27 protein-coding genes are annotated in these 25,025 nt (G+C 63.2%); 9 read left to right on the forward strand and 18 right to left on the reverse strand.

Features of this window, described 5'->3' with window-relative positions:
* Positions 1-6: 6 nt before the first annotated feature.
* The 3 genes from AC1DW2_RS02855 to AC1DW2_RS02865 form a co-directional block, all read right to left on the reverse strand.
* Positions 7-495 (reverse strand): DUF2059 domain-containing protein, encoded by a 489-nt coding sequence (locus AC1DW2_RS02855; protein ID WP_208088978.1) that lies wholly within the window; start codon positions 493-495, stop codon positions 7-9.
* A 41-nt stretch (positions 496-536) separates the two neighbouring features.
* A complete protein-coding gene (locus tag AC1DW2_RS02860) occupies positions 537-1,757 on the reverse strand; it encodes an OpgC domain-containing protein (RefSeq protein WP_477005187.1) in 1,221 nt (406 codons plus the stop codon).
* Between the two features lie 347 nt (positions 1,758-2,104).
* Positions 2,105-5,161: an ATP-binding protein gene (locus tag AC1DW2_RS02865; protein WP_071916770.1), complete on the reverse strand. Its 3,057-nt coding sequence runs from the start codon at positions 5,159-5,161 to the stop codon at positions 2,105-2,107.
* 284 nt (positions 5,162-5,445) lie between these two features.
* Between AC1DW2_RS02865 and AC1DW2_RS02870 the strand changes: the two genes are divergently transcribed.
* From AC1DW2_RS02870 to AC1DW2_RS02890, 5 genes are all read left to right on the forward strand, one after another.
* Positions 5,446-5,940, forward strand: a complete 495-nt coding sequence (locus AC1DW2_RS02870) for a hypothetical protein (protein ID WP_071917756.1) — start codon at positions 5,446-5,448, stop codon at positions 5,938-5,940.
* 243 nt (positions 5,941-6,183) lie between these two features.
* Positions 6,184-7,221 carry a thermonuclease family protein gene (locus AC1DW2_RS02875; RefSeq protein ID WP_477005188.1) on the forward strand — a complete coding sequence of 346 codons (1,038 nt, stop codon included), beginning with the start codon at positions 6,184-6,186 and terminating at the stop codon, positions 7,219-7,221.
* Positions 7,222-7,457: 236 nt separating this feature from the next.
* Positions 7,458-9,110, forward strand: a complete 1,653-nt coding sequence (locus tag AC1DW2_RS02880) for a tyrosinase family protein (RefSeq protein WP_477005189.1) — start codon at positions 7,458-7,460, stop codon at positions 9,108-9,110.
* A gap of 9 nt (positions 9,111-9,119) precedes the next feature.
* Positions 9,120-9,899, forward strand: a complete 780-nt coding sequence (locus AC1DW2_RS02885; protein ID WP_477005190.1) for a copper chaperone — start codon at positions 9,120-9,122, stop codon at positions 9,897-9,899.
* Between the two features lie 188 nt (positions 9,900-10,087).
* Positions 10,088-10,441 (forward strand): hypothetical protein, encoded by a 354-nt coding sequence (locus tag AC1DW2_RS02890; RefSeq protein ID WP_477005191.1) that lies wholly within the window; start codon positions 10,088-10,090, stop codon positions 10,439-10,441.
* A gap of 77 nt (positions 10,442-10,518) precedes the next feature.
* Here the strand turns inward: AC1DW2_RS02890 and AC1DW2_RS02895 are convergent, their stop codons facing one another.
* From AC1DW2_RS02895 to AC1DW2_RS02950, 12 genes are all read right to left on the reverse strand, one after another.
* Positions 10,519-10,830, reverse strand: a complete 312-nt coding sequence (locus AC1DW2_RS02895) for a chorismate mutase (RefSeq protein WP_477005192.1) — start codon at positions 10,828-10,830, stop codon at positions 10,519-10,521.
* Positions 10,827-11,516 (reverse strand): urease accessory protein UreG, encoded by a 690-nt coding sequence (gene ureG, locus AC1DW2_RS02900; protein ID WP_477005193.1) that lies wholly within the window; start codon positions 11,514-11,516, stop codon positions 10,827-10,829. The genes AC1DW2_RS02895 and ureG overlap by 4 nt, the downstream gene beginning before the upstream one ends.
* On the reverse strand, positions 11,513-12,211 hold the full coding sequence (locus AC1DW2_RS02905) for an urease accessory protein UreF (RefSeq protein WP_477005194.1): 699 nt from the start codon (positions 12,209-12,211) through the stop codon (positions 11,513-11,515). Before AC1DW2_RS02905 ends, ureG begins: the two co-directional genes overlap by 4 nt.
* 23 nt (positions 12,212-12,234) lie before the next feature.
* A complete protein-coding gene (ureC, locus tag AC1DW2_RS02910) occupies positions 12,235-13,938 on the reverse strand; it encodes an urease subunit alpha (protein ID WP_477005195.1) in 1,704 nt (567 codons plus the stop codon).
* A 12-nt stretch (positions 13,939-13,950) separates the two neighbouring features.
* Positions 13,951-14,289 (reverse strand): urease subunit beta, encoded by a 339-nt coding sequence (locus AC1DW2_RS02915; RefSeq protein ID WP_477005196.1) that lies wholly within the window; start codon positions 14,287-14,289, stop codon positions 13,951-13,953.
* Complete coding sequence (locus AC1DW2_RS02920; protein WP_477005197.1) at positions 14,286-14,864, reverse strand: HupE/UreJ family protein; 579 nt, start codon at positions 14,862-14,864, stop codon at positions 14,286-14,288. The genes AC1DW2_RS02915 and AC1DW2_RS02920 overlap by 4 nt, the downstream gene beginning before the upstream one ends.
* A 6-nt stretch (positions 14,865-14,870) precedes the next feature.
* Positions 14,871-15,173, reverse strand: a complete 303-nt coding sequence (locus AC1DW2_RS02925; protein WP_477005198.1) for an urease subunit gamma — start codon at positions 15,171-15,173, stop codon at positions 14,871-14,873.
* 26 nt (positions 15,174-15,199) lie between these two features.
* On the reverse strand, positions 15,200-15,991 hold the full coding sequence (locus tag AC1DW2_RS02930) for an urease accessory protein UreD (protein ID WP_477005199.1): 792 nt from the start codon (positions 15,989-15,991) through the stop codon (positions 15,200-15,202).
* Between the two features lie 231 nt (positions 15,992-16,222).
* Positions 16,223-17,497, reverse strand: coding sequence for a beta-propeller fold lactonase family protein (locus AC1DW2_RS02935; protein ID WP_166345429.1), 1,275 nt, complete (start codon positions 17,495-17,497; stop codon positions 16,223-16,225).
* Positions 17,498-17,559: 62 nt separating this feature from the next.
* Entirely contained in the window at positions 17,560-18,141 is a 582-nt protein-coding gene (locus tag AC1DW2_RS02940; RefSeq protein ID WP_477005200.1) for a cytochrome P460 family protein, read from the reverse strand.
* A 24-nt stretch (positions 18,142-18,165) separates the two neighbouring features.
* Positions 18,166-18,774, reverse strand: a complete 609-nt coding sequence (locus AC1DW2_RS02945) for a cytochrome P460 family protein (protein WP_208088991.1) — start codon at positions 18,772-18,774, stop codon at positions 18,166-18,168.
* A gap of 246 nt (positions 18,775-19,020) precedes the next feature.
* A complete protein-coding gene (locus AC1DW2_RS02950) occupies positions 19,021-20,559 on the reverse strand; it encodes an amidase (RefSeq protein ID WP_477005201.1) in 1,539 nt (512 codons plus the stop codon).
* 222 nt (positions 20,560-20,781) lie between these two features.
* Here AC1DW2_RS02950 and AC1DW2_RS02955 point away from each other — a divergent pair, with 222 nt between their 5' ends.
* The 4 genes from AC1DW2_RS02955 to AC1DW2_RS02970 are packed head-to-tail and all read left to right on the forward strand — an operon-like array spanning position 20,782 to position 22,677.
* Positions 20,782-21,399, forward strand: coding sequence for a sulfite oxidase-like oxidoreductase (locus AC1DW2_RS02955; protein ID WP_477005202.1), 618 nt, complete (start codon positions 20,782-20,784; stop codon positions 21,397-21,399).
* Positions 21,386-22,147 (forward strand): ferredoxin reductase, encoded by a 762-nt coding sequence (locus AC1DW2_RS02960; protein WP_477005203.1) that lies wholly within the window; start codon positions 21,386-21,388, stop codon positions 22,145-22,147. Before AC1DW2_RS02955 ends, AC1DW2_RS02960 begins: the two co-directional genes overlap by 14 nt.
* Before the next feature lie 5 nt (positions 22,148-22,152).
* Positions 22,153-22,419, forward strand: a complete 267-nt coding sequence (locus AC1DW2_RS02965; protein ID WP_224580600.1) for a DUF6510 family protein — start codon at positions 22,153-22,155, stop codon at positions 22,417-22,419.
* A 45-nt stretch (positions 22,420-22,464) separates the two neighbouring features.
* Positions 22,465-22,677: a hypothetical protein gene (locus AC1DW2_RS02970; RefSeq protein WP_071916785.1), complete on the forward strand. Its 213-nt coding sequence runs from the start codon at positions 22,465-22,467 to the stop codon at positions 22,675-22,677.
* Between the two features lie 29 nt (positions 22,678-22,706).
* Here the strand turns inward: AC1DW2_RS02970 and AC1DW2_RS02975 are convergent, their stop codons facing one another.
* From AC1DW2_RS02975 to AC1DW2_RS02985, 3 genes are all read right to left on the reverse strand, one after another.
* On the reverse strand, positions 22,707-23,117 hold the full coding sequence (locus AC1DW2_RS02975; protein WP_063980886.1) for a DUF2000 family protein: 411 nt from the start codon (positions 23,115-23,117) through the stop codon (positions 22,707-22,709).
* Positions 23,118-23,240: 123 nt separating this feature from the next.
* On the reverse strand, positions 23,241-24,011 hold the full coding sequence (locus AC1DW2_RS02980) for an SDR family oxidoreductase (protein ID WP_071916786.1): 771 nt from the start codon (positions 24,009-24,011) through the stop codon (positions 23,241-23,243).
* Between the two features lie 32 nt (positions 24,012-24,043).
* Positions 24,044-25,018, reverse strand: coding sequence for a zinc-binding alcohol dehydrogenase family protein (locus AC1DW2_RS02985; RefSeq protein WP_477005204.1), 975 nt, complete (start codon positions 25,016-25,018; stop codon positions 24,044-24,046).
* Positions 25,019-25,025: the final 7 nt, after the last annotated feature.

A 25,025-nucleotide genomic window follows, 5' to 3' on the forward strand; every position in this document is an offset into this window, starting at 1 on the left:
GACGGTCTACGGCTTGTGCGCTTTCTGGCGCAGCGCCTCGATGAGGCGCAGCTTTAGTTCATCTGCGGCCTTCTGGCTGACGTCCTGGCCGATCTGCGCGCTCGCCTGCGCCAGCGCATCGGACTTTTCCATAAACTTCCGGCCAGCAGGCTGGGCATAGAACGCCTCGATCTGGCGCAGCTCGTCGACGGTGAAGTTTTGGGCATAGAGAGCGGCGATCTGGTCGATCATCGAGGCAAAGAACGGCGCGTAGATGTCGGAGCCCGGCGCCGTCATTGCGTCATAATCGCGCTCGATCTCAGGCCGGTCCTGTGCGACCACGGGTCTCAGCTTGAGCAGGAGCTGCGGGAGCGCCGCGCGATACTGATCTGCGATCTTCAGCGTGGCGACGAGTTTTCGCGCAGCATCCATCGCCTCGGGCGACGGCCCTTGCGCCGACGCGTTGCAGACGAGGAGCAGGAGGGCGCCGGCAATCGTCAACAAAAATCTCGACATGCATCTCTCCCGAAAAATCGTCCCGGCGACGCGATGTGCTCTCAGCGGCGAGCCGGAGCCGCGCCGATGATCGTTACCGGCGCGCCTTCGCCGGCGGCCTCCCGCTCGTCGTCGACATCCGTCGCCTTGACGAAGAGGCTGGGCACCCGCTCGGCGCGGTCGAGCAGCCACGCCGCCCCGAACATGATGACGAAGCCGGCGAATGAGACGGCGAGTTGCTCCCAGACGCCCCTGGTGAATTGCATCAGGATCCAATGCGCCGAGAACGACAGGAACACGCTGAGGCAAAAGATCGGCAGCGAATGCTGGCCGCAGAGGATGACCGGGTGCACCCATTTCGAATGCAACGCCTTCCAGTGGCGCGGGATGAAATAGATCACCCAGACCGCCAGCGCCAGAAAGTGCGTGAAGCGCAGCATGTCGAGATCGGTCTTGTCGATCGGGTAGATCGCCTTGATCATCCATTTCGGGATCAGCGCCTCGAGCGCAGGGATGTGCCAGGTCATCACGATCAGCAGCGCGAAGGCGAGCCAGGCCGCGGCCAGCGTCATCGCCGCCTTCGACCACACCCATGTTGCGATCTTGTCGATCTGGCCGACGCCACACCAGGCGGCGAACACGAACATCAGCTGCCAGCAGAACGGGTTGAAGTACCAGGTCGTGCCCGGCGGATAGGAGGCGATGTTCCAGTCGAACCGGCGCGCCAACACATACAACACCACGGAGGCAGCCAGCGTCAGGTTCGGCCGGCGCACCAGGCCCCACACGATGAAGGGCGCGGCGAGCACCAGCGTGATGTAGAGCGGCAGCACGTCGAGATTGACCGGCTTGTAGCGCAGCGAGAGCGCCTGACCTATCAGGATGTCCGGATGGTCGAGAAAATTGTGAACGTTGAACTCGTCCGCATACATCGGGTTGTCGAACCTCCTGACCGTGCGCGCGATCTGCGCCGTGAACAGCAGGAACAGCATGATGTGGGCAACGTACATCTCGCCCGCGCGCCGCCACAGCCGCTTCAGCGCGGCGAGAAACCAGCCGCCGGCGACGATCGGCCCGTAGATCCAGCCGACGAGGTAGCCGGAGATGAAGACGAAGAACTCGGCGGCGTCGCTGAAGCCGTAGTTGCGCAAGGTCAGCCAGGCCACGACGTCGTGCGGGATGTGATCGAGGAAGATCATCCACAACCCGATGCCGCGGAAGAGATCGAGCCGCAAATCGCGCTCGACCGGCGCCAACAAAGCTGACTGGTCCCGTGTGATCATGGCCCCGCCTCGTCCGGATGGGCGTCGCGCCGTCGCGGCGCCGATAGATCGGATGCTAAAAAATGTAAATCAAAAGTCACCTGGCCCTGCGGCTAGTGCCGACGGTAGCCGACCTTGGCGTCCGTGCAAGGGGCTTCGTCATCGGGCGCGCAGACCGCGTCCGGCAAATCATGAGACCTTGAACGGCGCCGGCGGGAGGTGGTGGTCCTCCCTGCAAAATGTCGAAAACAACCCCATGCACAGTAGAGACGGTCTCTTAAGTCCTTGCTTTGCCTGCGAAACTCAAACGACCCGTCGGGCAAAAAATCAGCCCGGCGGTACGATCGCACGCCAGGGAGGGAGCAGGGTCAGGTCAGCTCGCCGCCCCGGGCGAGCATCTCGGTCAGCATCGCCTCGGCCTTGTGCTGGAGCGGCAGCGCGCCGCTCTCGGAGGCGATCGCGATGGCCGCGCGCAGGGCGACGATGATCGCGGCCTTGTTCGCCGCATCCGTCGGCGGCGTCACCACGGCCTCGCCGAACAGGGCCTCGGCCTCGAGGCCGGAAAACCCCTGCTGGCGAGCGGTGTTGCGCGCCTCGCGCAGCATGTTTTGCGCAGCCTGGACGTCGCCGAGGCGGAAGGTTGCGAGCGCAAGGTAGATCGAGCTGCGCAGCACCGCCGAGGTATAGCCGACCGCCTTCGCCTCCTCGCGCGCCTCGGCCAGCATGCCGCGCGCCCGGTCGAACAGCCCCTGCTCCAGATAGGCGATGCCGAGGTGACAGGCGAGCACCGGCACGAACAGCCGGATGCCGTGCTTCTGCGCCAGCACAAAACCATCTTCGAGAATGGCAGCGGCCGCGGCCGGCTCGTTGCGCCCGAGCATCAGCCAGCCGCCGCTATAGGCGGCGGCGACGCGGTCGTAGGGGCGGTTGGTCTCTTCCGCGATCGCCGAAGCTTGTTGCTGGAACTGCTCGGCGGCGTCGAGTTCGCCCATGACGGTGTGGGTGAAGCTCTTCATCATGCAGCAGAGGAGCAGTGTGTATTTTGGGGGAGTGGCAAACGGCGCGCTCGCTTCGGGTCCCATGAGATTAGCGCGGCCTTGCGCCAACATCTGCTCCGCTTCGCGATATCGACCGGCGAGAAAATAGGCCTGTCCCAGATTGTATTGTGCAAGGTTGCGCCAACCCGGGTTGCCTGACTTCTCGGCGAGGCCAACGACCTCCTGGCCGAGCGCAACCGCTTCAGTTGGCGTTCCGTAGAAATTCTGTCCACCCGCCATGACGGTCATGGCGGCGACCTTTCTTCCGATGTCGTCAATTCCACTAGCCCGGCGTTCGGCCTCTTTTCCGAGATCGATCCACTCGGCAACCTGACCGGACCAGATGAATGCCATTCGCGCCTCCATCCGGAGGTCAATTGCATCTGCCTCCCGCGAGAGAGTCATCGGCATCTTGTCGAGCGAACTCATCGCGATCCCGAAATAGTCGACCGCATCGGCATACGCCGAGCGCACAAGACATTTCTGCGCGGCACCTCTCCCGTACCCGAACGCTTTCAGCCAATCCTTCGCGCGCATCGCGTGGTAGCAAAGCGTGTCAGGACCGTCGCTCCATGTCTCGTCGCTTTCGAAGGCCGCAAGTATTCGCCCATGTATGTTCTCGCGCACCTTTTCGACCATCGACTCGTAGGTCACTTGGCGGACCATCTCGTGCTGGAACTCGATCGAGTCCTCAAGTTCACTATCGATCCTGACGAGGATCTCGGCTCGGTCGAGCGCTCCGAGGCAATCCTGGAGAATGTCTTCGGGCAGCGCGGCGACGTTCCGCAGCATCATCACGCTTGAGCGCGGCCCCAGCGCCGCCGCTATTTGGAGAACCGAGCGCTCCTGCCTTGAGACACGATCGAGCCGCGCCGCAATCACCCCCTGAATGCTGGTAGGGATGCCGAGCTCGTCAATAGGTCGAACGAGCGCAAGGTCACCCCACTGACCGCGAAGCGTGCCACTATCTTTCAGTCCACGGCAGACTTCCTCGAGAAATAGAGGAACGTTGGCAGTATGAGAGATGATCCGGTTCTTCAAATCGGTGTTCATCGCCGACGGTCCGAGCATATCGGCCAACATGGCCAATCCCGAATCGTCATCCAGGGGGCGCATTGCAATCACTTCCGCATGGCAGCGTGCGATCCACTCGGGCATGCCGTTCGGCCTGCTCGTGAGAAAAACTATCAGGTTGGGACTCTGTAACGACGCGATTGCAGCAACAACCGCATCGCTGGCTCGGTCGATCCAGTGCAGGTCCTCGATGAGAAGAACCGTACGCTGTTGAAAGGCCAGGCTTTGCACGATGGCGCAACTTGCATCGGAAATGGCACGCGCGCGCGCGTAAGGCTCCAGCTCACTCCAGCGATGATCCGCGACCGGAATATCCAATATGGAATCGATCGCGAGCTGATGGATTGCCGGCAACTCCTTTCGGATGTCGACCAGACTATCCGAATCTCTGGCGGCAACTTCGAAGATCGAAAGTATGGTGCGCTTGAGCGCGCTGAACGGCACGCCCTGAAGGTTCGGACTACACTCGGCGTCAATCAGCCGCCAGCCATCGGCCTTGAGCTCCTGGGCGAACTCATGCGCGAGCCGCGATTTTCCGATGCCTGCATCGCCGATCAGCAGGACCGTCTGCCGGCTTGCACTGGACCTCTCCGCGGCACGTGCCAAAAGGGCCCGCTCAGTCGTGCGATCGACAAACCGCGAAACGCTCCGCGCTCGTCGCACCCGCCAGCTTGAAAGGTCGCTCGCTCCGACGACACGGTAGACCGGCAGCGGCTCGTTGAAACCGCGCAGCACCTTGCGACCCAAGGCTTCGAATCGGACATGTCCATCCGCGAGTTTCTGGCAGGCCTCCGACACGTAGATCCGATTGGCCTCGGCCGCGGCCTCCAGCCTCGCGGCAAGATGCTGAGCGGCTCCTCCGATCTCGTAGACCTTGGAAAATTCGCTGGCGACCATATAGGCGACGACGTGCCCCGAATGGAGGCCGACCCGAACCTGAAGTCCGGGATCGCCAAGACTGCCGACCCGCCGGACAAGCTCGATGGCCGCATGGCAGGCCAGCGGAGCATGGTTGTCGTCGGCGATCGGGGCACCAAAGACAGCGGCCAAGCCGTCCCCCAACTCCTTGCTGACGATGCCGCCAAACTGGCGTACCGCGCCCCTCATGGCCGCCAGCGCTGGCTCCAGGCGTGAGACGGCCTCCTCCGGCTCCAATTCGGCAACAAGCCCTGTGGAGTCGATGACGTCGGCTCGGAGAATTGTCACAAACCGCCGCTCGCTGTCGGGATCAGCACGCCGACGTACCGCCGCCCCACACTTGGAGCACCAGCTATCGTCCGAATCAATCGCCGACTGGCACGCGAAGCAATGCATTCCTGCGCCTTCAAGGATCGCGGCGTCGCTGTCGTCCAGCGCCCGCGAGCAACTCGTGGTAAGAATACCTATCAAGAACCGCTTAGCAATCGGACTTGCCCATCGCCGTTAGCGGAGCACGGTGCGGTTGGCGATCTGGACGAAACACAGTCCTGAGTGGTAGCCTATGCAAATCCCAGCAAAGATGGGGCATATATTCGGTGAAGCCGGGTTGGCAAAACTAACCGGCGTCGCGGAGCTGTATGTATTTTCACAAAGCCAAGGACCTATTGAGGGAAAAGACGATGGGGTCGAGAACTTACACCGGGGCTTCATTCAAAGATTTGATGAACGACAATTATTTCCCGCAGGAAAACATGCAGAGGAGCGTGGACATCCTCAAGGCGTCGCCGGACATCCACGTGCCGACCCTGGAGTACGGCCAGTACCATCTGATCCTGACGCCGGCGGACAAATGGCCGGACGGGAGCGCGGCGTACTGGCACAAGGAGAAGGGACGGGCTCGCGTCGACCTCACCACGCAGTTGAATACGGTCCCGCTGTCCAAGGACGAGCCCGGCGTGATCCCGCTGACGCGATGCGCGCTGCTCGATGCCTGCGTGCGGAAGTGCTTCAATTCCGAGCCGCCGATCCCGATGAAGACGAACATCATCACCCACGCGGCGAGCGACGCCTATGCTGACCGGCACGAAATCCGGCTGGAGTGGGAATACGACAACGGCGAGGACCAGGCGCCGACGCTGCTCCACCTGACGATGGTCTGTCCGTACCGTCCCTGATTCCGAGCGGGAGCAGCAGCGTGGAGGCTTCCGCACCAATCGAAGATGGTCCGTCGTCGCCACAGCATGCGTTGCACGACGGACCAATCATGCCCCGCCCTCTCCGCTCGAAGGCCGCGCTGCACTGTCTCGCGGCCGCGCCCCGTCACGGGCCTGTCGCACGAAGATGATCCGCTACCTGCCAGTGTGCGTGCGAGTCGCCTGCTTGAGGCAGGCGCCGCGTTCGTTTGACAGGAGCGCCCGATGCCGGTTGGACTGCTAGAGGTCGTAGGCACCATCGATGTCAGCCAGTTCTGGCCGGAGGGCCGGTCGGACGCCGACACCACCAAGGTCGTGGTGAATGTCGCCCCTGAGGCGATCCGCTTCCGCAAGAACGACTCGGTGCCGTTCCAGCCGACCCACGTCTTCGAGGGCGCCAAGGTCAAGGGCCGGACCGCGACGGCGCCGATCAAGAACGGCAAGCTCACCATTCGCCTTCAGGGCATCGACGCGCCGGAGCTGCATTATCAGCCCTCGCCGCTCTCGGCCGCCGAGAAGAAGGGCCTGAGCGACGCCAAGCGGCAGGCCTATCACGAGGTCACACACCCCTACCGGCAGTTTCTTGGCGCGACGACGAGCAAGGCACTGCACGACTTCCTCAGCAGCGCCGGCGGGCCGACGCTCGCCTGCCGCGTGTTCACCCATGTCGATGCGCCGAACGAGGTGTTCGACACCTATGGCCGGCTGGTCGGCGACATCGAGGTGACGGTCGCCGGCAAGACCATCGACATCAACCACTGGCTGGTCGAACAGGGCTTTGCCTATCCAACCTTCTACTCTTCGATGAACGACGACGAGATCAAGGCCTTCCTCGCGCTCGCGAAGCCCGCACGCGCGCAGAAGCTGCCGGTCTGGAAGCATCTCGCCAGGACGATTCCCGCCTTCGACTTCGACCTGCGCGAACCCAGGAAGAACGAGACCGACGTGCTCGCGACCGACAAGGGCCCCGTGATCTTGCCGAAGCTCTATCGCCGCTACACCAACTGGTCGGCGCGCAAGAAGGCCAAGGTGACGAGCCAGACCTTCCAGAAGTTTCTGGGCGAAGGCTCCGGCGGCAAGCCCGACACCTGCTACGAGATCGACGACTTCCTGACCAACGGCGTGCACTCGGCCACGCCGCGCAATTTCGCCGACTTCGTCGAGGGCGGCAAGACGATCAAGTTTCAGCCGGAGGGGCTGGTGTTCGGCGAGGCGCCGTCGAGTCTCGTGGGGGCGGACGGCAAGCCGATCACGACGTTCTGAGGAGGCGCGCGCGGCCGACCGGGATCAACGGCGTTTTGTCGCAGATTGTTGCCGGCCGTGAGCTCGCACGTTCATGCGCCGCTATTCTCCTGTCGTTGCAGGCATTTCGGGCGGCCGAGCCTGGCCGATCAAAGACTGCTCGCGCTAACGGTTAGAATTCGATACTACACAACCATAGATTTTTCGTCTATTTTCCTGACCGCGGCCATTGCGGAGCATCCTCGGCAGAAGTCCGAGTGACCCAAGATGCCGGCTCTCAGAGCGAGCCGGTGGATGAGAGCAAGATCAATCCGGCGGAGCCGCCTGCCCGTTCTCTCGGCGGGCCGGCGCCGCAGTCAAGCGACATGGAGAACGGCATGCTGGTTCGACAGAACGTGTGGGAACTTGGCGCCGACTGGGCGGATCCGATTCTCTGGTACGCGCGCGCGGTTGGCGCATTGAGGCCGAAGCCGCTCAACGATCGAACCAGCTGGCGCTTCTGGGCCGGCATGCACGGCTATCATCAGGGCCTGTGGGAGTTCTACGGCTACAAAGCGCCCGCCGAGCAGGTTCCTGCCCAGGCCGACTTCGACGAGTTCTGGCAGCAATGTCAGCACGGCAGCTGGTATTTTCTGCCGTGGCACCGCGGCTATCTGATCGGGTTTGAGAAGCTCATTCGTTCGACCGTCGTGACGCTCGGCGGGCCGCCTGACTGGACCTTGCCCTACTGGAACTACTTCAAACCCGGTCAGGATGGCTTGCCGCCGGCATTCGGCGGCCCGGACTGGCCAGACGGCACAGGCAACAATCCCCTCTTCATTGAACAGCGGTGGGGACCCGGCGATCCCTCGCAGCCCGGCAAGGTCTTCGTCCCGCTCGACGCCGTGAACCTGGACGCGATGGACGTTCACGAGTTCACCGGTGTGGCAAGTGGCGGCGACCGCGGCTTCGGTGGCATCGACACCGGCTTCGAGCACGGCGGCACCAAGCATGGCGACATCGAAAGTCAACCGCACGACCAGGTTCACGGCCTTGTCGGCGGCGAGAAGATGTTCCCGGAGGCGAGCACGAGGCCATTGCCGGGACTGATGTCGTCACCGGTGACGGCCGGCCTGGATCCCATCTTCTGGCTGCACCACGCGAATATCGATCGGCTGTGGCAAAGCTGGAGGCAGAGCGATTCCCAAAACACGGATCCGGAAGAAGCCAGCTGGAAGAAGGGACCTGCCAGCCTCGGCCAGCACAAATTTGTCGTTCCTCTCCCCGACGGCTCGCCGTGGGAGTACACGCCGGAACAGATGTCGGACTTTGCCGGGGTGGGCTATACTTACAGCGATTTCTCGCCGGCAGGCGCGCCATTGGCGGCCGTCGCCGGCAGGACAGCGACATCATCCGGAGCGGTCGCGATGGCGAGATCGACTGGAGCAACAGTTGAGGTGCTTGGCGCCAATGCCCAATCGCTTCCCGTCGCAGGGAAAGGTGCCGAGACCTCCGTCCAGCTCGATGCGCGTACGCATACGAAAGTTGCCGCCAGGCTGGCTGCCGGCCCTGCGCCCGGGGCACGCGCGGAGCAGGTCTTTCTCAATCTGGAGAATGTGCGCGGATATTCCGACGCCACCGTGCTGCAGGTCTATCTGCAGTTTGCGGGGAAGGACGGCGCGCCGTCCTTCGAGCGGCAGGTCGGGAGCATCGGGCTGTTCGGCATCACCAAGGCGACGGAGACCGATACCGGGCACGCGGGAGACGGCTTGTCGTACGCGCTGAACATTACCAAGCCCTATTCGGAGTTCGCCGGTTCGGGCACTGCCGATCCCGCAAAGGTCGGCGTTCGCCTCCAGGCCGTCGCGCCGGTGCAGCAGTCGGCCGACGTGAGTGTCGGCCGCATCAGCATCGTCCGACAGGGCGATTGAAGGCCGCTGATGACGCCCGCGGCCTACGAGCGTCTGCAAATCCGTATTCCGCTCACCGTCGCGGCGGCCACCGCGTGGGCGGCCGTCGTGGCGTCGTCGGACCAGCGCAGGCTCGTCGCCTTCTGCAACAGCGATGTCTGGCCGGCACTGTCGCTCGATCAGCTCGCCCTTGCCATGACGTTCTATTCGCCGGCAACACTCGCCGGCGAATGGATGCTGATGGTCGCGGCGATGATGATGCCGATGCTCGCGGGCGCTATCGGGCACGTGCGTGCACGAAGCCTGCCGCGTCGACGCATGCGGTCGATAGCGCTCTTCATGATCGGATATTGCGCCATCTGGGTTGCCTGTGGCGTTCCCATCGTGCTGGCCGTGCTGGCGCTGCAACTGGTGCAATCATCATCGATCGTCACGATCGCACTGGTGGGATCGCTCGTCCTGGTCTGGCAATTCTCCCCCGGGAAACAGATTTGCCTGAACCACTGCCACGACCAGCCGCCGCTAGCGGCGTATGGGATCAGGGCCGATCTGGCTGCTCTCGGATATGGCGTCACCCAGGGGATCTGGTGTTGCGGAGCCTGCTGGGCGCTGATGCTCGTTCCGTTGGCGACGCAAGGCGGGCATTTGCCGGCGATGGCCGCGACCAGTGCATTTCTGATCGCCGAGCGCCTGGACAAACCGCGGCGCCCGGCCTGGGAGGTACGATGGCCATCGACCGCTGCCAGGCTGCTATGGTTCAGGCTTGGCCTTTGGCGACGCTCGGAGAGCGCCGGAGTGAAGGCAACCTGATCGGTGCCGACGGCACGCGCGACGACGCGATTCCCGTAGGCGACCGGGCAAACTTTGCCGGCGACACCGCCGCACCGGCAATTTTTTCAAGCTGCCGATGAGCGCGAGCCCGGAAACATCGGGAAATCGAACAAATTGATTTGGCACGCACGTTGCTTGCCCTTCGCGATCGTCTCGAGGGGCCGAACATGCAAGTCACGCCAGGAGCATCAATCTTCGGCTACCAGCCTGCAAAAGCCGGCTCAACGACCGGTGCATCGAAGCCGCCGGTGACCGACAATGGTGGGCCCTCGCAAGCAAGCGAGGATGGCGCATCGGGCGACAGCAGCGTCGTGCAGGAATTCCTGAAATACGCGAAGATGAATCCCTTCGACCGTATGCGGGCGGCCATTCTGAAGAGCATGAATCTCAGCGAGGCCGACCTCGCCAACATGACCCCGGACCAGAAAGCGGCGGTGGAGCAGAAGATCCGGGACGCCATCGAAAAGCAGCTGGAGAAGAAGGGCCAGCAGCCCGGCAGCCTGGTCGACCAGTCCGCGTAACGACCGCGCATCACCAGTGGAATGTCGCGCCTTGTCCGGTCTCACCGTGAAATGGGTCGTTGTAAAAGCGATCGTTCCTAGCCGGCTCCCGACTCGAACTTCACCGCCTCATGATTGGTGATGACTTCTCGAACGACCAGGGCATGCAGCTTCCGGGTAAAATCCGGATCGAGCCCGCTCTGTGCGGCGAGGATGCGAAGCCGCTTCAATTGCGCCGCTTCACGTCTGGGATCCCGGGATTCCAGTCCATGCCTGGCCTTGAGCTCTCCGATCGCATCCGTGCAGCGAAAGCGTTCTGCGAGCAGGTGCACCATCGCCGCATCCAGATTGTCGATGCTGCGGCGCAGCCTGGCGAGATCGCCGGCAAACGCTTGGTCATCATCCGTCATCGATCGGCACCTCCAGACAGCGCCGCGGCGGACAACCCGCCCTTCTGCAGAATGAAGCCCGCGATCTCATCGACACCTTGGCCACTCTTCAGATTGGAGAAGATGAACGGTCGCGCGCCTCGCATCCGTCGCGCGTCCGCTTCCATGATCTCCAGATTCGCGCCCACCATGGGAGCCAGATCGATCTTGTTGATCACCAGCAGATCGGATCGCATGATCCCCGGCCCTCCCTTGCGCGGGATCTTCTCTCCTGCGGCGACGTCGATCACGTAGACGGTCAGGTCCGCAAGCTCCGGGCTGAAGGTGGCGGCGAGATTGTCGCCGCCCGACTCGACGAAGCAAAGCTCCGCGTCCGGAAACTTCAGGTTCATGTCGTGGATCGCCGCCAGGTTCATCGAGGCGTCCTCCCGTATGGCCGTATGCGGACAGCCACCCGTCTCCACCCCCATGATGCGCTCTGCCGCCAATGCCTGCGCGCGGGTCAGGATGAGCTGATCCTCCTTGGTGTAGATGTCGTTGGTGATGACGTAGATCTCGTAGAAATCGCGCAGGTGCTTGCACAGCGCCTCGACCAGCGCCGTCTTTCCGGAACCGACAGGGCCGCCGATGCCGACGCGCAGCGGCCCGTTGGTTGCCGGAATGCCAGGTGTGCGGAGAGACCTGCTCTCGCGTTCAATCGTCTTCATGACCGGAACAACCTCGTATATTGGAGCTCGTGCGCGATGGACGCGAGCTCAACCATCAGGCCCGCCGAACCGAGATCGTCGACCGTCTCACGGCTTGCGATTTCACTGCGCGACAGGATCGGCAGCTCAAGCGCCGCGATGGCGAGCTGACCATCGGTCTGGCCGAGAGGCACCAACCGCACCCCCGCGCTCACCAGATTGGCGATGTAGCTGTGCAGGAATGCCGGCAGCGCGATTTCGACGGCAATCCGCTCGCGCGCCGCCCGCGCTCCGAGCAGGACAGCCAGCACCGGCGGGCATTTCGGGTCGGAGAACATGTCCAGAATTCGATCCGGCCAGACGCTGCGAAGGGTCATAAGGCACGCAGACGATTGCTGTGCGGATTCGAGCACGAATTCGGATGTGCCGCGGGAAGCGGCTGCGAGTTCGGCCAGATCCGGGAGCTGATCCTCGGCGCCCTCGGCCACGCATCGGTAGGCTTCGCTGAAGAAGATGGCTTCGTTTCGGCCGGAGCCGTAGCAAAGGTCCGCCTCGAGCCAATCGATCAGGCTGCGCCGATCGGAGACATAGCCGGCCTCCACGGCCCACTCCAGTCCGTGCGAGTAGCTGTAGGCCCCGTTCGGGAACGACGGCGAGAGCCAGCTCTGCAGCCTCAGGAACGCCAGCGCCGTATGTCCATAAGTCTGGTCGGTCATCGCACCACCATGCCGGCAACGCGTCAGTACATGAAATAGCGCTGCGCCATCGGGACCACATTCACCGGCGGACACGTGAGCAGCCGTCCGTCGGCCCGCACTTCGTAGGTTTCGGGATCGACCTCCATGAGGGGCAGCGCGTCGTTGAGGATCATGGAATGCTTGCCGATCGACCGCGTGTTCGAGACCGGCAGGAGTTGCTTGGCCAGACCCAGCTGTCTCGTCGTTTCGAGCGAGGCCTGGCTGACGAAGGCCACGGAATTTCTGCCGGGAGAACGGCCGAAGGCGCCGAACATCGGCCGGTAATATTCCGGCTGAGGCGTCGGTATCGATGCATTGGGGTCGCCCATGATCGCGGCGACGATCATGCCGGATTTCAAGACCATGTCGGGCTTGATCCCGAAGAACGCCGGATCCCAGACGACGATGTCCGCGAGCTTCCCGACCTCGACCGAACCGACATGGCGTGACATTCCCTGCACGATGGCCGGATTGATCGTGTATTTCGCGACGTAGCGCCGAGCCCTGAAATTGTCGTTCTGCCCGGTCTCCTCCGGCAACCGCCCGAACTGCTTCTTCATCTTGTCGGCGGTCTGCCATGTCCGGGTGATCACCTCGCCGACGCGCCCCATCGCCTGGCTATCCGACGACACGATCGAGAACGCGCCGAGATCGTGTAGGATGTCCTCGGCGGCGATCGTCTCCTTTCGGATGCGGCTTTCCGCGAAGGCGACATCCTCCGGAATGCGGCGGTCCAGATGGTGGGTCACCATCAGCATGTCGAGTGCTTCGTCGAGCGTGTTCGCGGTGTAGGGACGCGTGGGATTTGTCGAGGCCGGAATGACGTTGCTCTCGCCGCAGACCTTGATGATATCAGGCGCATGCCCGCCGCCGGCCCCTTCCGTATGAGCCGCATGGATCGTCCTGCCCTTGAACGCGGCGATCGTGCGCTCGACGAACCCGCCTTCGTTCAGGGAATCGGTGTGGATCATGACCTGCACGTCCATGTCGTCCGCGACGGAGAGACAGCAGTCGATCGATGCGGGCGTTGCGCCCCAGTCTTCGTGCAGCTTCAGGCCGCACGCGCCGGCTTCGATCTGCTCGACCAGGCCCGCGGGTAGGCTCGCATTGCCCTTGCCGAAAATGCCGAAGTTCATCGGGAACCCATCCAGCGCCTCGAGCATCCGATGGATGTGCCATGGCCCCGGCGTACAGGTCGTCGCCGTCGTCCCTGCGGCGGGTCCGGTCCCACCACCCATCATGGTCGTGACGCCCGAGAAGAGCGCCTCGTCGATCTGCTGCGGGCAGATGAAATGAATGTGCGTATCCATTCCGCCGGCGGTGATGATCTTGCCCTCGCCCGCGATGATTTCCGTCCCCGGCCCAATGATGATCGAGACACCCGGCTGGATGTCGGGGTTGCCCGCCTTGCCGATGGCGGCAATGAGCCCGTCCTTGATCGCGATGTCGGCCTTGACGATTCCCCAGTGATCGAGGATCAGCGCGTTGGTAATGACCGTATCGACCGCCCCCTGCGCGCGCGTGAGCTGCGATTGTCCCATGCCGTCGCGGATGACCTTGCCGCCGCCGAACTTGACCTCCTCGCCATAGATCGTGAGGTCCTTCTCGGGCTCGATGAACAGGTCAGTGTCCGCCAGGCGCACCTTGTCGCCGACCGTAGGGCCGAACATCTGCGCATAGGCCGCGCGGCTCATCGTGTGGGACATGTCTTCCTCACCCTATTCGTTGGCGCCGGACGCACCGGTCGCCGATTCCAGAGGTCCCATCACGCCGCCGCTGAAACCGTAGATGCGCCGCGCTCCGGCAAACGGAATCAATGAGACCTCGCGCGACTGACCCGGCTCGAACCGCACGGCCGTCCCGGCCGGGATATCGAGGCGGCACCCACGGGCAAGGGATCGATCGAACACGAGTGCGGCGTTCACTTCGGCGAAGTGATAATGGCTGCCCACCTGGACCGGCCGGTCGCCGGTATTGGCTACGGCAATCGACAGTGCCGTCCTGTCCCCGTTCAGGACGATGTCGCCTTTGGCCGGAATGACCTCCCCGGGAATCATGCCACGCCTCCAAGCAGCAGCAGCCCGACAAGGCCGGCACAAACGCCCGCCGCGCGAAGCAAGCTTCTTCTGGCGGCGTTTCCTCCTGAGAACCCGATGACCATGCCGGTCAGGAGAAGAGCGGCGGTCGCCGTCGTGAAGCCGATCACGTAGGGAACAAGCATCGAGACGGCTTCAGTTCCGTGGGCGTGACCATGGAAGAACGCGAACAGGCCGACGGCCGCCGCGCCCAACATGACGGGCATCCTGAATTCGAACGCGACGAACACTCCCAGCGCCACCACCGAGAGGCTGATCGCCGCCTCCACAAATCCCAGCTCAAGTCCTGCGCTTGCCGCGGCGAAGCCGCCCAGCATCGCGATCAGAAAGGTCAGCGGCCACACGGCTCTCGCGGATCCGCCCACGAGCGCGCTCCACGTTCCCACCAAGGTGATCGCAATCAGATGATCGGCGCCGCTGAACGGATGGACGAGACCGGCGTCGAACGAACTGCCCGCGCCGGGAACAGGATGAGCGAAGGCCGGCGCGGCAAGCAGGCTCAACGCGGCGACGCAAATCGGGATGATACGCATCATCAGCTCCTATCGGATCGGGTTGTGCACCGGGACAAGCTTGGTCCCGTCCGGAAACGTCGCCTCCACCTGGATCTCGCGGATCATTTCCGGGATGCCCTCCATGACCTGGTCGCGGCGCAGCAGCCGGCCGCCTTCGGACATGAGATCCGCGACCGATCGTCCGTCGCGGGCACCTTCCATGATGGCATCCGAGATCAATGCGATGCTTTCGGGATAATTCAGCCTGACGCCTCGCGCGAGCCGGCCGCGCGCAACGATCGCGGCGAGGGCTATCATCAGCTTGTCTCGTTCCCGTGGCGTCAGATTCAAGATGCTCCTCCCACTTGGCCGCGTTGCTAACAGGACCACATCTTCGGCACTCCGAAGGGACCGGATCCGAGCTCATGGTCGAGCTGATCGAGGAAGCGGCGCAGACCTCGCCTGAGATCCACGCTTGCAATCGCGGCGACCCGGACCACGATGATCGCGCCCACGATCGTGACGCCGCACGCGCATTCCAGCGAAGCACCGATCTCGCGCAATCTCTCGAGCCGGGCCTCGAGACCCGGACCGAAATAGATCATCGTTGCGATCGCCTTCCAGTTCGAGAGCAGCGCCGTCTTCCGAAGCTGCAGGAGCGCCTGGTCGGAGGCGAGGAAGCCATCCGCCCATACCAGACGGCCGTCGACCCTGACGCGCCAACTGTCCAGGATATGTCCGGCAAGAACCTCCTCGCCGCTCTCGATGCGGCCAAGAACCAGCCATTCGAGGGCAATCAATTCGGTGCCCGAACACACATCGATCTCGGTCTGCCGCGCAATGCGTGCCTGGTTGAAGACGATCGTCTCTTGCGGAAGCCACGCAAGCCGGGCATTTCCCTCAGCCCTTAACCGCGTCCGGATTCGCGCAGGCCGATCCAGCGCCCGATAGACCTTCTCCGCGGCCTGCGTGGTCACCGCGACCGACGCATTCCCTTGAGCGACCACCTCGATCCTGATCTCGTCGCCGCCTGCGACACCGCCCGAGGTATTGATGAGGACCGCCTCCTTGCGCCGACGATCGTCGACATTCGGGAAGGCAACGGCCATCGGAAACTTCTGATAGACGTCGATGATCTCCGTGCCGTTTGCGGCGCCGGAGAACACCACGCGAGCCTCCCCGGCAGCGCGCTGCAGATCGAATCTTTCCGTGGCGCCCTGCCCTTCGCCCGGCTGGCCGGGATGAGCCGCGGATGTCCCGCGAGAGCGCTCATGAATTGCTTCAAACATCCGTCTCGGGGCTCATGATTGACCGTGTGTGTCTCGCATATCGGCGAGGGAGAGGCCGGGCGTGGAACGGCAATGCCGGCCACGCCCGGACCTCATGTCGCGAAACCGGGATCAGAAACCCGCAAGACCCTGGGAGCCGTTGTACGGGATCTTGACGCTGCCGATCTCCTTCAGCGAACCGTCCGGCTGGGTGCTGTAGCTGACCAGCTTCGAGGCGTTGCCGTAGATCTGATAGAGATAGGCGCCATCGGGCGAGATCCAGCTATCGCTGGGACCGCTCGTCACGGTTCCGTTCAATCCCCTCGCGGTGCCGTCGCCGGGGACCTTCGGACACGCCGGATCGCACGCGATCTCCAGGCCGCTACCATTGATCCGGTAGCTGCTGATGTTGCTGTAGCCGAAATTCGTTGCGTAGATCGTGCGATCATCGGGCGCGACGGCCAGCCAGCACAGCTCGGACGGCAGGCCCGCGCTGGTGTCGATCTTGACGAGCGGGCCGATCTCGATCGAGCCGTTCTTCTCGATGGTGCAGATGGAGCATCCGTCACCGACGGCATAGCCGATCACGAACGTATTCGGACGCTGATTCAGGAACGCGATGTAGAACGGAGAACCGCCCTTCGCATCGTAGAACCTGGCCGTGCCGAGCGACCCGTCCTTTTGCAGGGCGAACACGGCGAGGCCGTCCGGATCCGGTGCATTCGACGCGATCGAGTGCAACGCGCCGCCGGCGCGCTGGACCCAGAGAATCGGCGAGCCGTCGGGATACAAGCCGGTAAGCGCGATCGGCTCATCGAAAGTGGTGCCGACAAGCACAAGCTCCTCGTTGGGCGAGACCACGACCATGGTGGAGACGCGGTTCCGCTTGCTGTACGTGTTCACCGTGTATCGCTCGGGCCGCGTCTTGAGCATGCCTTCGGCATCGACCGACATCAGCCGAAGATGATCCGGTCCGAACGCGTGCAGCACGAAGAGGGTGCGCGTCGACGGAGCGAAAGCCAGCGATTTGGCCGTGCCGCTCCTGCCCTCGACCGGGTTGCCGGTCGACTTCACGTCGAGCAGCGTGAGACGACCGTCGCTCTCCAGGCGGAAGCTCGAAACGGAATTGTCTCCGCCATTGGTCGCAAACAAGAAGCGCCGATCGGATGTAATGATGACGCTTCCCGCACCCTCGTAAGAGTTGGGCGCGCTGTCCTGGCCGCTGATCGGCTTGAATTCACCGGAGCCGGCGCCGCCCGTCTTGATACGCGCGACCTCGGCCAGCTTGCCGTCCGCCTGCCGCGTGTAGTGAATAATGGCGTTATCGATCTCATTGGTCTGGATATAGAGATGGCCAGTCTGCCCCTTCGACATTCCCATCTCGCTCGTCGTCGCCTCTTTAGCCATCTCTCGCTCCTTTGATGATTGGCTTTGGTAAATCGAATGACTTTCGGTGACCTGCACCATCGCTATGGCTTCAACGGAGGGTATCCATCGATGTAAACCCAGTCGGACGTCCGCACGGGCACATGGCACGCCTGGCATTGCGCCCTGTAATTCGTCGTCGTCGTTTTTGAGCGATCGCCCGCGTCGAACCAGGACCATCCCCAGCCGTCGCCCCACAACGCGCTCTCCGGGTGTCGGTTCGCGGAGTCCTTCACCATCACGAACCACCCCTTCAAAGCATCGGCGCGGCTGACGGTACCGGTCGTCATTTCAGAGGTCGCCGTCTTGAACACCTCCTTGACCAGCACCGCTCCGTCGGGGAAGCGCTTGTCCTTCCGATAGGCGTCGATCACTCCGGGCGAGGCGTACACGACGTGAAGCTCCTTCGAGCCGTGAGTGTCGTCTGCCGCAATCGCCCAGCTTCCGAGGATTTGATAGGTCGTACGATAATCATCGGGCACGTGCAGATGCCCGTCGCGGTCGGCAACGCTCGCACCGGTCGAAACGCCATCCGCCGCGTTCGCCCGCAACTGTGACTGCCTGACCGCGGACGCGATCCCGAGGATCACGACGACGGCGACACAAGCGGCTTTGAGGATTTTCATGCCGATTTTCCGCCGATCACGCGGTCACCGCGCGTCCTTGTTGTCCAGCAGCGGGTAGAACTGGGTCCAGACCTCGTCCTTCTTGGCGTTGGCGATATGGCAGTAGGCGCACTCGTCCTTCGACTTCACCTTGGCCGTCGGCGCCTTCGGTTCGTGGTGATTGAAGTTGAAATAGCCCCACCCGTTGGTGTCGGCGAAGCGCTTCGAGTCCTTGACGGTGACGTCGGCGCCATTCCACTTGCCCGGGAAGTAACCCCGTCCCGACGCCTCCGTTCGCGAGCCGTCGGCGTTCTCCTGCGGCAACGTCAGCTGCAGCTCCTTGAACAGGATCGTCCCCTCGGGGAATTCGCCGGTCTTCTTGTAGATCGCGTACGAGCCCGGCTCGATATAGACGTTGTGGAATTCCGGGAAGTTCGCCTGCCCGCCGTTGAGGGCATTTGGCGTCAGCGGCGAGCCGACATAGACCCACTCGTGGAAATTCTTCGGCAGGAGCAACTGCCCGTCCGCGGTGTATTCCGGCAGGTAGCGCGTATTGCTCTGGGCATTGCTATCCTTGAGCGATCCGAAGAACAGGATCGTTGCGACCGCACTGCCTACGATGACCGCCGCTGCTGCCTGGACTCTCACGCGCATTGTCTTCTCCCGCGACTGCGGCCGAACGCGCGAGGCGCCGGCACGATTGACCTGTCGAGAGATGACTTAGCCAGTCGCGGAAGATCCTGCACGCTGGGGATTGCTTCCGCTTTGGCCATCTTGATGCATTCCGTGCCGAACCTGCGATCGGTGAAGAGGTTGACGCTGCGGACGAAGACGCGCGGCCCCAATCGGCGCCGCGATCGCGGCGCGGACGGCCATGGAAACGACCGAGAGGGTGCAAGGTCAGCGGGTGAGGTCTGAAAGCGGGGCTGCTCTCAGGGGGCGCTCGCGGCAGATCCGGTAATTGTCCTGCCAGGGGCGAAGCCGCTCGAAGGCCGCGCTCGCGGCCAGCACGTCGAAGTCGGCGTTTCGCCGACCTATGATTTGCATCCCGACCGGAAGTCCATCCGACAGACCCGCCGGAATCGAGGCTGCCGGATGACCGGTGAAGTTGACGAAGTAGGTCAGGGCCCATCCGATCAGAGGATCTATCTCGACACCATTGATCGACTTCGGTCCAGCCGTGTTGCCGTCGCTGGCGTTGTCGACCGGCGGGCACGCGACGGTCGGCGTGACCAACAGATCGAATCTTTCAAGGACGTTCTGGAAGGCATCGTAAACCTCCGACCGGACGGCCTGGTCGCGGAAGAAATCGAGCCCCGACATGCGATTGGTCTTTTCGACCCAATCCATGTATTCAGGCGGAAAGTCGTCGCGATGTTTGCCGAACAGATCGATGCCGTCGCGCTTCATGTTCTCGATCGCCTGCAGGTTCAGAAGCATGTAGAGACGCGACCAGACGTCGCTCAGCTCCCGTTGCGAGCGGACGATGCCGAGCTTCACTTCCTCCACGTGAGCGCCGGCTTCCTCGAACGCCTGTACCGCACGGCGGACCGTCGCCGCGACCTTTCCGTCGACCGGAAAGACGTCCAGATCCGGACTATAGGCGATCTTGAGGCCCCGGATCGAACGACGGGTCGCCGCAGTGAAGTCGACGGGCGGCTCGATCAGGCTGAAGGGATCGCGCGGATCAGGGCCGGCAAGTACGTTCAGCGCAATGGCGGCATCTTCGACCGTCCGCGTGATGGGTCCTTCGAACAGGAACGGAGAGTCGGCCACGCCGAACGCGTTGGGACGCACGAGAAACGGCACGCGTCCGAACGACGCCTTGTAGCCATAGACTCCACACCAAGCGGATGGGATTCGTATTGAGCCGCCGGCATCCGTACCTTCTGCAATGGGTAGCAGTCCATCGGCGACCGCCGCGGCGCTTCCTCCGGATGAGCCGCCCGTGTTCTTGGCAAGATTGAACGGGTTGCGCGTGGGACCAAAGAGGTAGTTGTCGCAGGTGCCCCGGAATCCCATGAGAGGGCTGTTGGTCTTGCCGAGGAACACGGCACCCCCACGCTTCTCCATGCGCTCGCAGAACACGCAGTAACCGTTCACGACGTGATGCTTGAGCGCGCGGATGCCGCCCAGGCTTGCAGGCCAGCCCGGCTTGAAGTCGAACAGATCCTTGAGCGCCGACGGGATGCCGTGCAGTGGCCCCCACGAGTCGCCGGCGACCAATGCGCGCTCGGCCTCTTTCGCTCTCGTGCGGGCGCCGTCGAAATCGAGATAGACCAGCGCATTCAGGCTCGGGTTGCGCGCTTCGATGCGCCGGATGAACGCATCGACCACGTCAACCGGCGACAGATCACGCCGCCGGATGCGAGCTGCCAGTTCGTGCGCGGTGAGGTAAGCGAGTTCGTCGGAATGCAAGGACCGGCTCACGCTCGACATCGTCTCCTCCTTCTGAACCACTTTAGGACGAGGCCGCATTTGACATTGAAACAGTTCTTGCCTGCGCAGCCGTGATTGCTTCGTCTTTCGCAATCTTGATGCATTCACCGCGACGGCCATCGACAAGGCATCGATCAGGGTTCATGTGCGCTGACGTGGGCTGCAGGTTACGCCGACGCGCGTTGGGACATCCTGCGCGTCACCGCACAAGGGCACGCTTCCATGGACCGACCTCCCGCTTCTCGCGGCTTCAAATCCAAGCGACAGACACCCGAAGCCGCCCGGCTGCCGCCGGGCCAGTATCTGACGACCGACTTCCCGGTGCTGTCCGCCGGCCCCACGCCGGATATCCGTGTCGCCGACTGGAAGATTGCGCTTCAACTCGGCGGGTCGTTGCTGGGGAAATGGACCTGGGACGAATTCGAGGCACTGCCCCAGACCACGATCACGGTCGACATTCACTGCGTCACCAAATGGACGAAGCTCAGCACGGTCTGGCAGGGCGTTAGCTTCGACGATCTTCTCAAGGTGGTCGGGGTGAGCGAGCCGCCGGACGCCTATGTCATGGCGCATTGCGACGGCGGATACACCACGAACCTTCCGGTGGCCGACCTGGTCGCGGGAAAGGCGATGATCGCGACCCGCTATGAGGGTCTGCCGCTCGCCCCGGCGCACGGCGGCCCGGCGCGACTTCTGGTGCCGCATCTTTACTTCTGGAAGAGCGCAAAGTGGCTGCGAAGGCTCCGCTTCATGCCCAAGGACGAGCCCGGGTTCTGGGAATCGCGTGGTTATCACAACTATGGCGATCCCTGGCGGGAGCAACGTTATGACGGCGACTGATGCGCCTCTGCAGCAGCCCAGGATCGCGTGGCAGACCGGTCGCGTGCAGGCCATCGTGGCCGTAACAAGCCGGGTGAAGAGCATCATCCTGCAGCCGGCCAACTGGTCCGGGCACTGGCCCGGCCAGCACGTCGACATCCGTCTCACCGCCGATGACGGCTATCAAGCCGAACGAAGCTACTCGATCGCATCGCCTCCGGAAGAAAAGCTGCTCACTCTCACCGTCGAACGGATCGAGGACGGTGAGGTGTCGTCCTATCTCCTCGACGAATTGCGGGTTGGTGACGCTCTCGAATTTCGTGGACCCATTGGGCGGCATTTCATCTGGAGCCAAACGCGCGGTGGACCGATTTGCCTGGTCGCGGGTGGCACCGGGATTACGCCTTTGATGGCCATGTTGCGCCACCGCAGGAGGTTGCTCGCACCCATACCGGCATCATTGATCTATTCGGCACGCAGCCTTGCCGACATCGTGTACCGCGATGAACTCGATACGATGGCTCACAGCGATCGTGACCTGCGCCTGGTCTATGCGCTCACCCGCGAGCATCCGAGCGACTGGAACGGACATCGGGGACGGGTCAACGAGGCGCTGCTCGCAGAGAACAGCTTTACGCGCGAGGAGAATCCCACGTTCTTCATTTGCGGTCCCACCGGGTTTGTCGAAGGCATCGCGAGCATGCTCGTGAAGCTCGGCTTCGACCCTCTCGCCATAAGAACCGAACGTTTCGGGCCAACAGGAGCATGATCGCCATGGCAGACAACATCGCCGACCTCATTCTTGGCGGTGATCCCGGCACACACTTGCTTCAAGAAGCCTTTGCCTTTGACATCACCCTGACGAAGATCCGGTGCGCGGCATGCAACACCGTGTCCTGCCTTGGCGCTCTCGCTGTCGACGGCGGGCCCGTGGAGGCGCTCGTCAAGTGCGCCGATTGCGGAAGCGATCTGATGAGGGCGACGCGCACTCAGAGGGGATGTGTCCTTGAAATGCACGGTGCCCGTCACCTGTACTTCTGAAGACCGCGCCCGATCGCCCGCCAAACTCCGAATCAAAGACCCGACATGCACGGTGAAGACGTCCACCTCGCTGAAATCGAGCGCCAGATTGCCGCCACGGCGGCGAAACTTCGCGAGCTGATTGAACAGTCGGCCTCACATGTCGCCGCGATGAGCGAAGAGCTTGTCGGCCAGCGAATTGACGATCAGGCCGCACGGCTCGAGATTCTGATCAGGCGCCGCGACGAGCTCCTCAGAGCCAGATCCGGCGAAGACTGAAAAGGACGGCCGGGGCAGATCGGGAAGCGTCAGCCGTGAAATTTCAACCCGTCGACGATCTTGTCGATCACCTTGCGCTCGGCGCGCATGGAAATCCCAACCAGATTCAGGTCTGTGCGGGAAACTGCCTTCACGACCTCGCGGTTGGCGGCGTCGTGAGCGGTCCTGAACATGTCCTCGGTATAGAGCCCCGGCGTCACTCCGCGCGTCAGCGCGCGATCGAGCGCACGTGACAGCGCCGCGCGGTCGGCGCCATAGATCAGGATGGGCTGGCCGATCAGCGGCAGATATTTCGTCCCGGAGCCGTCTTCGTAGGGATCGCCGATGCAAGCCGGGAAAGCCGCCGCGATCCCGCTGGCGAGGAAGGAGGCCACATTCAGCTTCTGCCACGGCTCAAGGTCGGTGCGGACCACGACCGCGATCTTGGTGTCAAACTGCATGACGGTTTTGTCGCCATTCCTCAGCGTTCGCGAAGTGCGAAAGAGCCCTTACTCCATGCTTGCGCGCATCGAACGCTTTTGCAAGTGGCCCATTTCCGCGGACGCCCTTCGGGTGCAAACCGATTATATCGATTTCACCTCGCCGCCGTCCATCCGCAATGCCGAGCCGGTCATCCAGCGCGCGCCGGGCGATACGAGGAACGCCATCAACTCGGCAATCTCCTCCGGCTCGCCGTAACGCGCGATCCCGGCGTCCTTGGGAAACTTCGCCGTGGCTTCCTCGACGGTCATGTTGTGCAGGGGCGCCCAGTGCTCGAGGTAGGAGCGGCGGCGGCCCGTCATCACCGGCCCCGGCAGGACGCTGTTGACCTGGACGCCATCGCTGATTCCCTTGTCGGAGAACGCCTTTGCCAGGGCGACGATTGCAGCGTTGATGGTGCCGACCGCGGCATAGGGCGCCTTGGGGAAAGAGGCCGAGTTTCCCGACATCAACACCACCGCCCCCTTCGCAGCCATGAGCGACGGCCAGGCGGCGATCGTGAGCCGCCGGGCGCCATGCAGCTTCAACGCCAGTCCGGCGTCCCACTGTGCCTCCGTCGTCTCGAACAGATCGACCTGAGGTACCGCGCCTGCGATATTGAGCAGGGCATCGATCCGGCCGAACGCCGCCAAGGTCTGGTCGACGACGGATTGAGCGGCACGAGGTTCGGCCAGATCGGCATCGATCACCAGCACCCCGGCGCCGGCGGCCCGGACCGCCCTTGCGGTGTCCTCGAGATTGGCGCGGTTTCGCGCCACCAGGACAAGCGCCGAGAAATCGCGTGCCAGGCGCACCGCAGTCGCCCGGCCGATTCCCTGGCTCGCCCCCGTCACGATGGCGACTGATTTCGACATATGAACCCTCCCGAATACCAAACTTGTAAATATCAGTCGCGAACGACGACCATCTTTCCGACCGCCTCGTTCGCCTCCATGACGCGGTGCGCCTCGCGAATCTCGTCGAAGCGAAAGATCCGCGCCGGCTTGACGTCCAGCCGGCCGGCCGCGGCGTCGGCGGCGATTTCCCGCAGCGGCACGTCGGAGAGCGGAAACCCGGGCGTGCCGAACACGAAGCTGCCGAAGAAGGTCAGGTAGACGCCGCTCGGCATCTGCAGCAGCGGGTTGAAATCCGGAATCGGATCAAGTCCACCGAGCCAGCCGGCCAGACAGGAGCGGCCGCCGCGGCGAAGCATGGCGAGGGAGTCGAGCACGACGCTGTTGCCGACGAGGTCCAGGACTGCGTCGACCTGCTTCGCCTCGGGCAGATGCTTTGAGAGATCGCGCCGTTCAATTTCGCAGCGCGCGGCTCCGAGCTTCTCCAGCATGGCAAAGCGCTCCCGGCTGCGCGTCGTCGCGATGACGCGCGCGCCGGCATTGACCGCAAGCTTGAGTGCGGCCTGACCGAACGAGGACGTCGCTCCGCGAATGACGAGAAGCTGACCTTTCGCGAGATCGAGATTTCGAAAGAGACAGGTCCATGCCGTCGCGAAGGTTTCGGGGATCGCTGCGAGCTCGGCCCAGGGCAAATCCGCATCGATCAATGCGACATTCGAGACCGGCGCACGCGTGTATTCGGCGTAGCTGCCGTTGATGGTCCGGCCGAGACCGCCCATCAATGCGGCCACCTTGGCGCCCACCGGAAATTCTCCGCCCGGGCACGACTTGACGAGACCGACGCATTCGATGCCGCTGATAGCCGCCGCTTCGGCCCATTCGCCCCGGCGCATGTGCATTTCCGCATGATTGATGCCGAATCCCTTGACCTCGATGACGGCATGACCAGGCTGCGGCTCCGGCTCCGGAACGTCCCGATAGACGAGGCTGTCCAGGCCACCGAATTTTTCAAGAACGATAGCGCGCATGACGGCT

The organism is Bradyrhizobium sp. P3_C3 (assembly GCF_056402655.1).

What these genes read in the sequence shown, in the direction of transcription:
- AC1DW2_RS02935 (WP_166345429.1), bottom strand. Translation starts at nt 17,497, where the DNA reads ATGGCTAAAGAGGCGACGACGAGCGAGATGGGAATGTCGAAGGGGCAG.
- AC1DW2_RS02860 (WP_477005187.1), bottom strand. Translation starts at nt 1,757, where the DNA reads ATGATCACACGGGACCAGTCAGCTTTGTTGGCGCCGGTCGAGCGCGAT.
- AC1DW2_RS02975 (WP_063980886.1), bottom strand. Translation starts at nt 23,117, where the DNA reads ATGCAGTTTGACACCAAGATCGCGGTCGTGGTCCGCACCGACCTTGAG.
- AC1DW2_RS02875 (WP_477005188.1), top strand. Translation starts at nt 6,184, where the DNA reads ATGCCGGTTGGACTGCTAGAGGTCGTAGGCACCATCGATGTCAGCCAG.
- AC1DW2_RS02865 (WP_071916770.1), bottom strand. Translation starts at nt 5,161, where the DNA reads ATGCATTGCTTCGCGTGCCAGTCGGCGATTGATTCGGACGATAGCTGG.
- ureG (WP_477005193.1), bottom strand. Translation starts at nt 11,516, where the DNA reads ATGAAGACGATTGAACGCGAGAGCAGGTCTCTCCGCACACCTGGCATT.
- AC1DW2_RS02960 (WP_477005203.1), top strand. Translation starts at nt 21,386, where the DNA reads ATGACGGCGACTGATGCGCCTCTGCAGCAGCCCAGGATCGCGTGGCAG.
- AC1DW2_RS02970 (WP_071916785.1), top strand. Translation starts at nt 22,465, where the DNA reads ATGCACGGTGAAGACGTCCACCTCGCTGAAATCGAGCGCCAGATTGCC.
- AC1DW2_RS02950 (WP_477005201.1), bottom strand. Translation starts at nt 20,559, where the DNA reads ATGTCGAGCGTGAGCCGGTCCTTGCATTCCGACGAACTCGCTTACCTC.
- ureC (WP_477005195.1), bottom strand. Translation starts at nt 13,938, where the DNA reads ATGTCCCACACGATGAGCCGCGCGGCCTATGCGCAGATGTTCGGCCCT.
- AC1DW2_RS02855 (WP_208088978.1), bottom strand. Translation starts at nt 495, where the DNA reads ATGTCGAGATTTTTGTTGACGATTGCCGGCGCCCTCCTGCTCCTCGTC.
- AC1DW2_RS02955 (WP_477005202.1), top strand. Translation starts at nt 20,782, where the DNA reads ATGGACCGACCTCCCGCTTCTCGCGGCTTCAAATCCAAGCGACAGACA.
- AC1DW2_RS02965 (WP_224580600.1), top strand. Translation starts at nt 22,153, where the DNA reads ATGGCAGACAACATCGCCGACCTCATTCTTGGCGGTGATCCCGGCACA.
- AC1DW2_RS02895 (WP_477005192.1), bottom strand. Translation starts at nt 10,830, where the DNA reads ATGACGGATGATGACCAAGCGTTTGCCGGCGATCTCGCCAGGCTGCGC.
- AC1DW2_RS02940 (WP_477005200.1), bottom strand. Translation starts at nt 18,141, where the DNA reads ATGAAAATCCTCAAAGCCGCTTGTGTCGCCGTCGTCGTGATCCTCGGG.
- AC1DW2_RS02870 (WP_071917756.1), top strand. Translation starts at nt 5,446, where the DNA reads ATGGGGTCGAGAACTTACACCGGGGCTTCATTCAAAGATTTGATGAAC.
- AC1DW2_RS02885 (WP_477005190.1), top strand. Translation starts at nt 9,120, where the DNA reads ATGACGCCCGCGGCCTACGAGCGTCTGCAAATCCGTATTCCGCTCACC.
- AC1DW2_RS02920 (WP_477005197.1), bottom strand. Translation starts at nt 14,864, where the DNA reads ATGATGCGTATCATCCCGATTTGCGTCGCCGCGTTGAGCCTGCTTGCC.
- AC1DW2_RS02980 (WP_071916786.1), bottom strand. Translation starts at nt 24,011, where the DNA reads ATGTCGAAATCAGTCGCCATCGTGACGGGGGCGAGCCAGGGAATCGGC.
- AC1DW2_RS02890 (WP_477005191.1), top strand. Translation starts at nt 10,088, where the DNA reads ATGCAAGTCACGCCAGGAGCATCAATCTTCGGCTACCAGCCTGCAAAA.
- AC1DW2_RS02905 (WP_477005194.1), bottom strand. Translation starts at nt 12,211, where the DNA reads ATGACCGACCAGACTTATGGACATACGGCGCTGGCGTTCCTGAGGCTG.
- AC1DW2_RS02945 (WP_208088991.1), bottom strand. Translation starts at nt 18,774, where the DNA reads ATGCGCGTGAGAGTCCAGGCAGCAGCGGCGGTCATCGTAGGCAGTGCG.
- AC1DW2_RS02915 (WP_477005196.1), bottom strand. Translation starts at nt 14,289, where the DNA reads ATGATTCCCGGGGAGGTCATTCCGGCCAAAGGCGACATCGTCCTGAAC.
- AC1DW2_RS02985 (WP_477005204.1), bottom strand. Translation starts at nt 25,018, where the DNA reads ATGCGCGCTATCGTTCTTGAAAAATTCGGTGGCCTGGACAGCCTCGTC.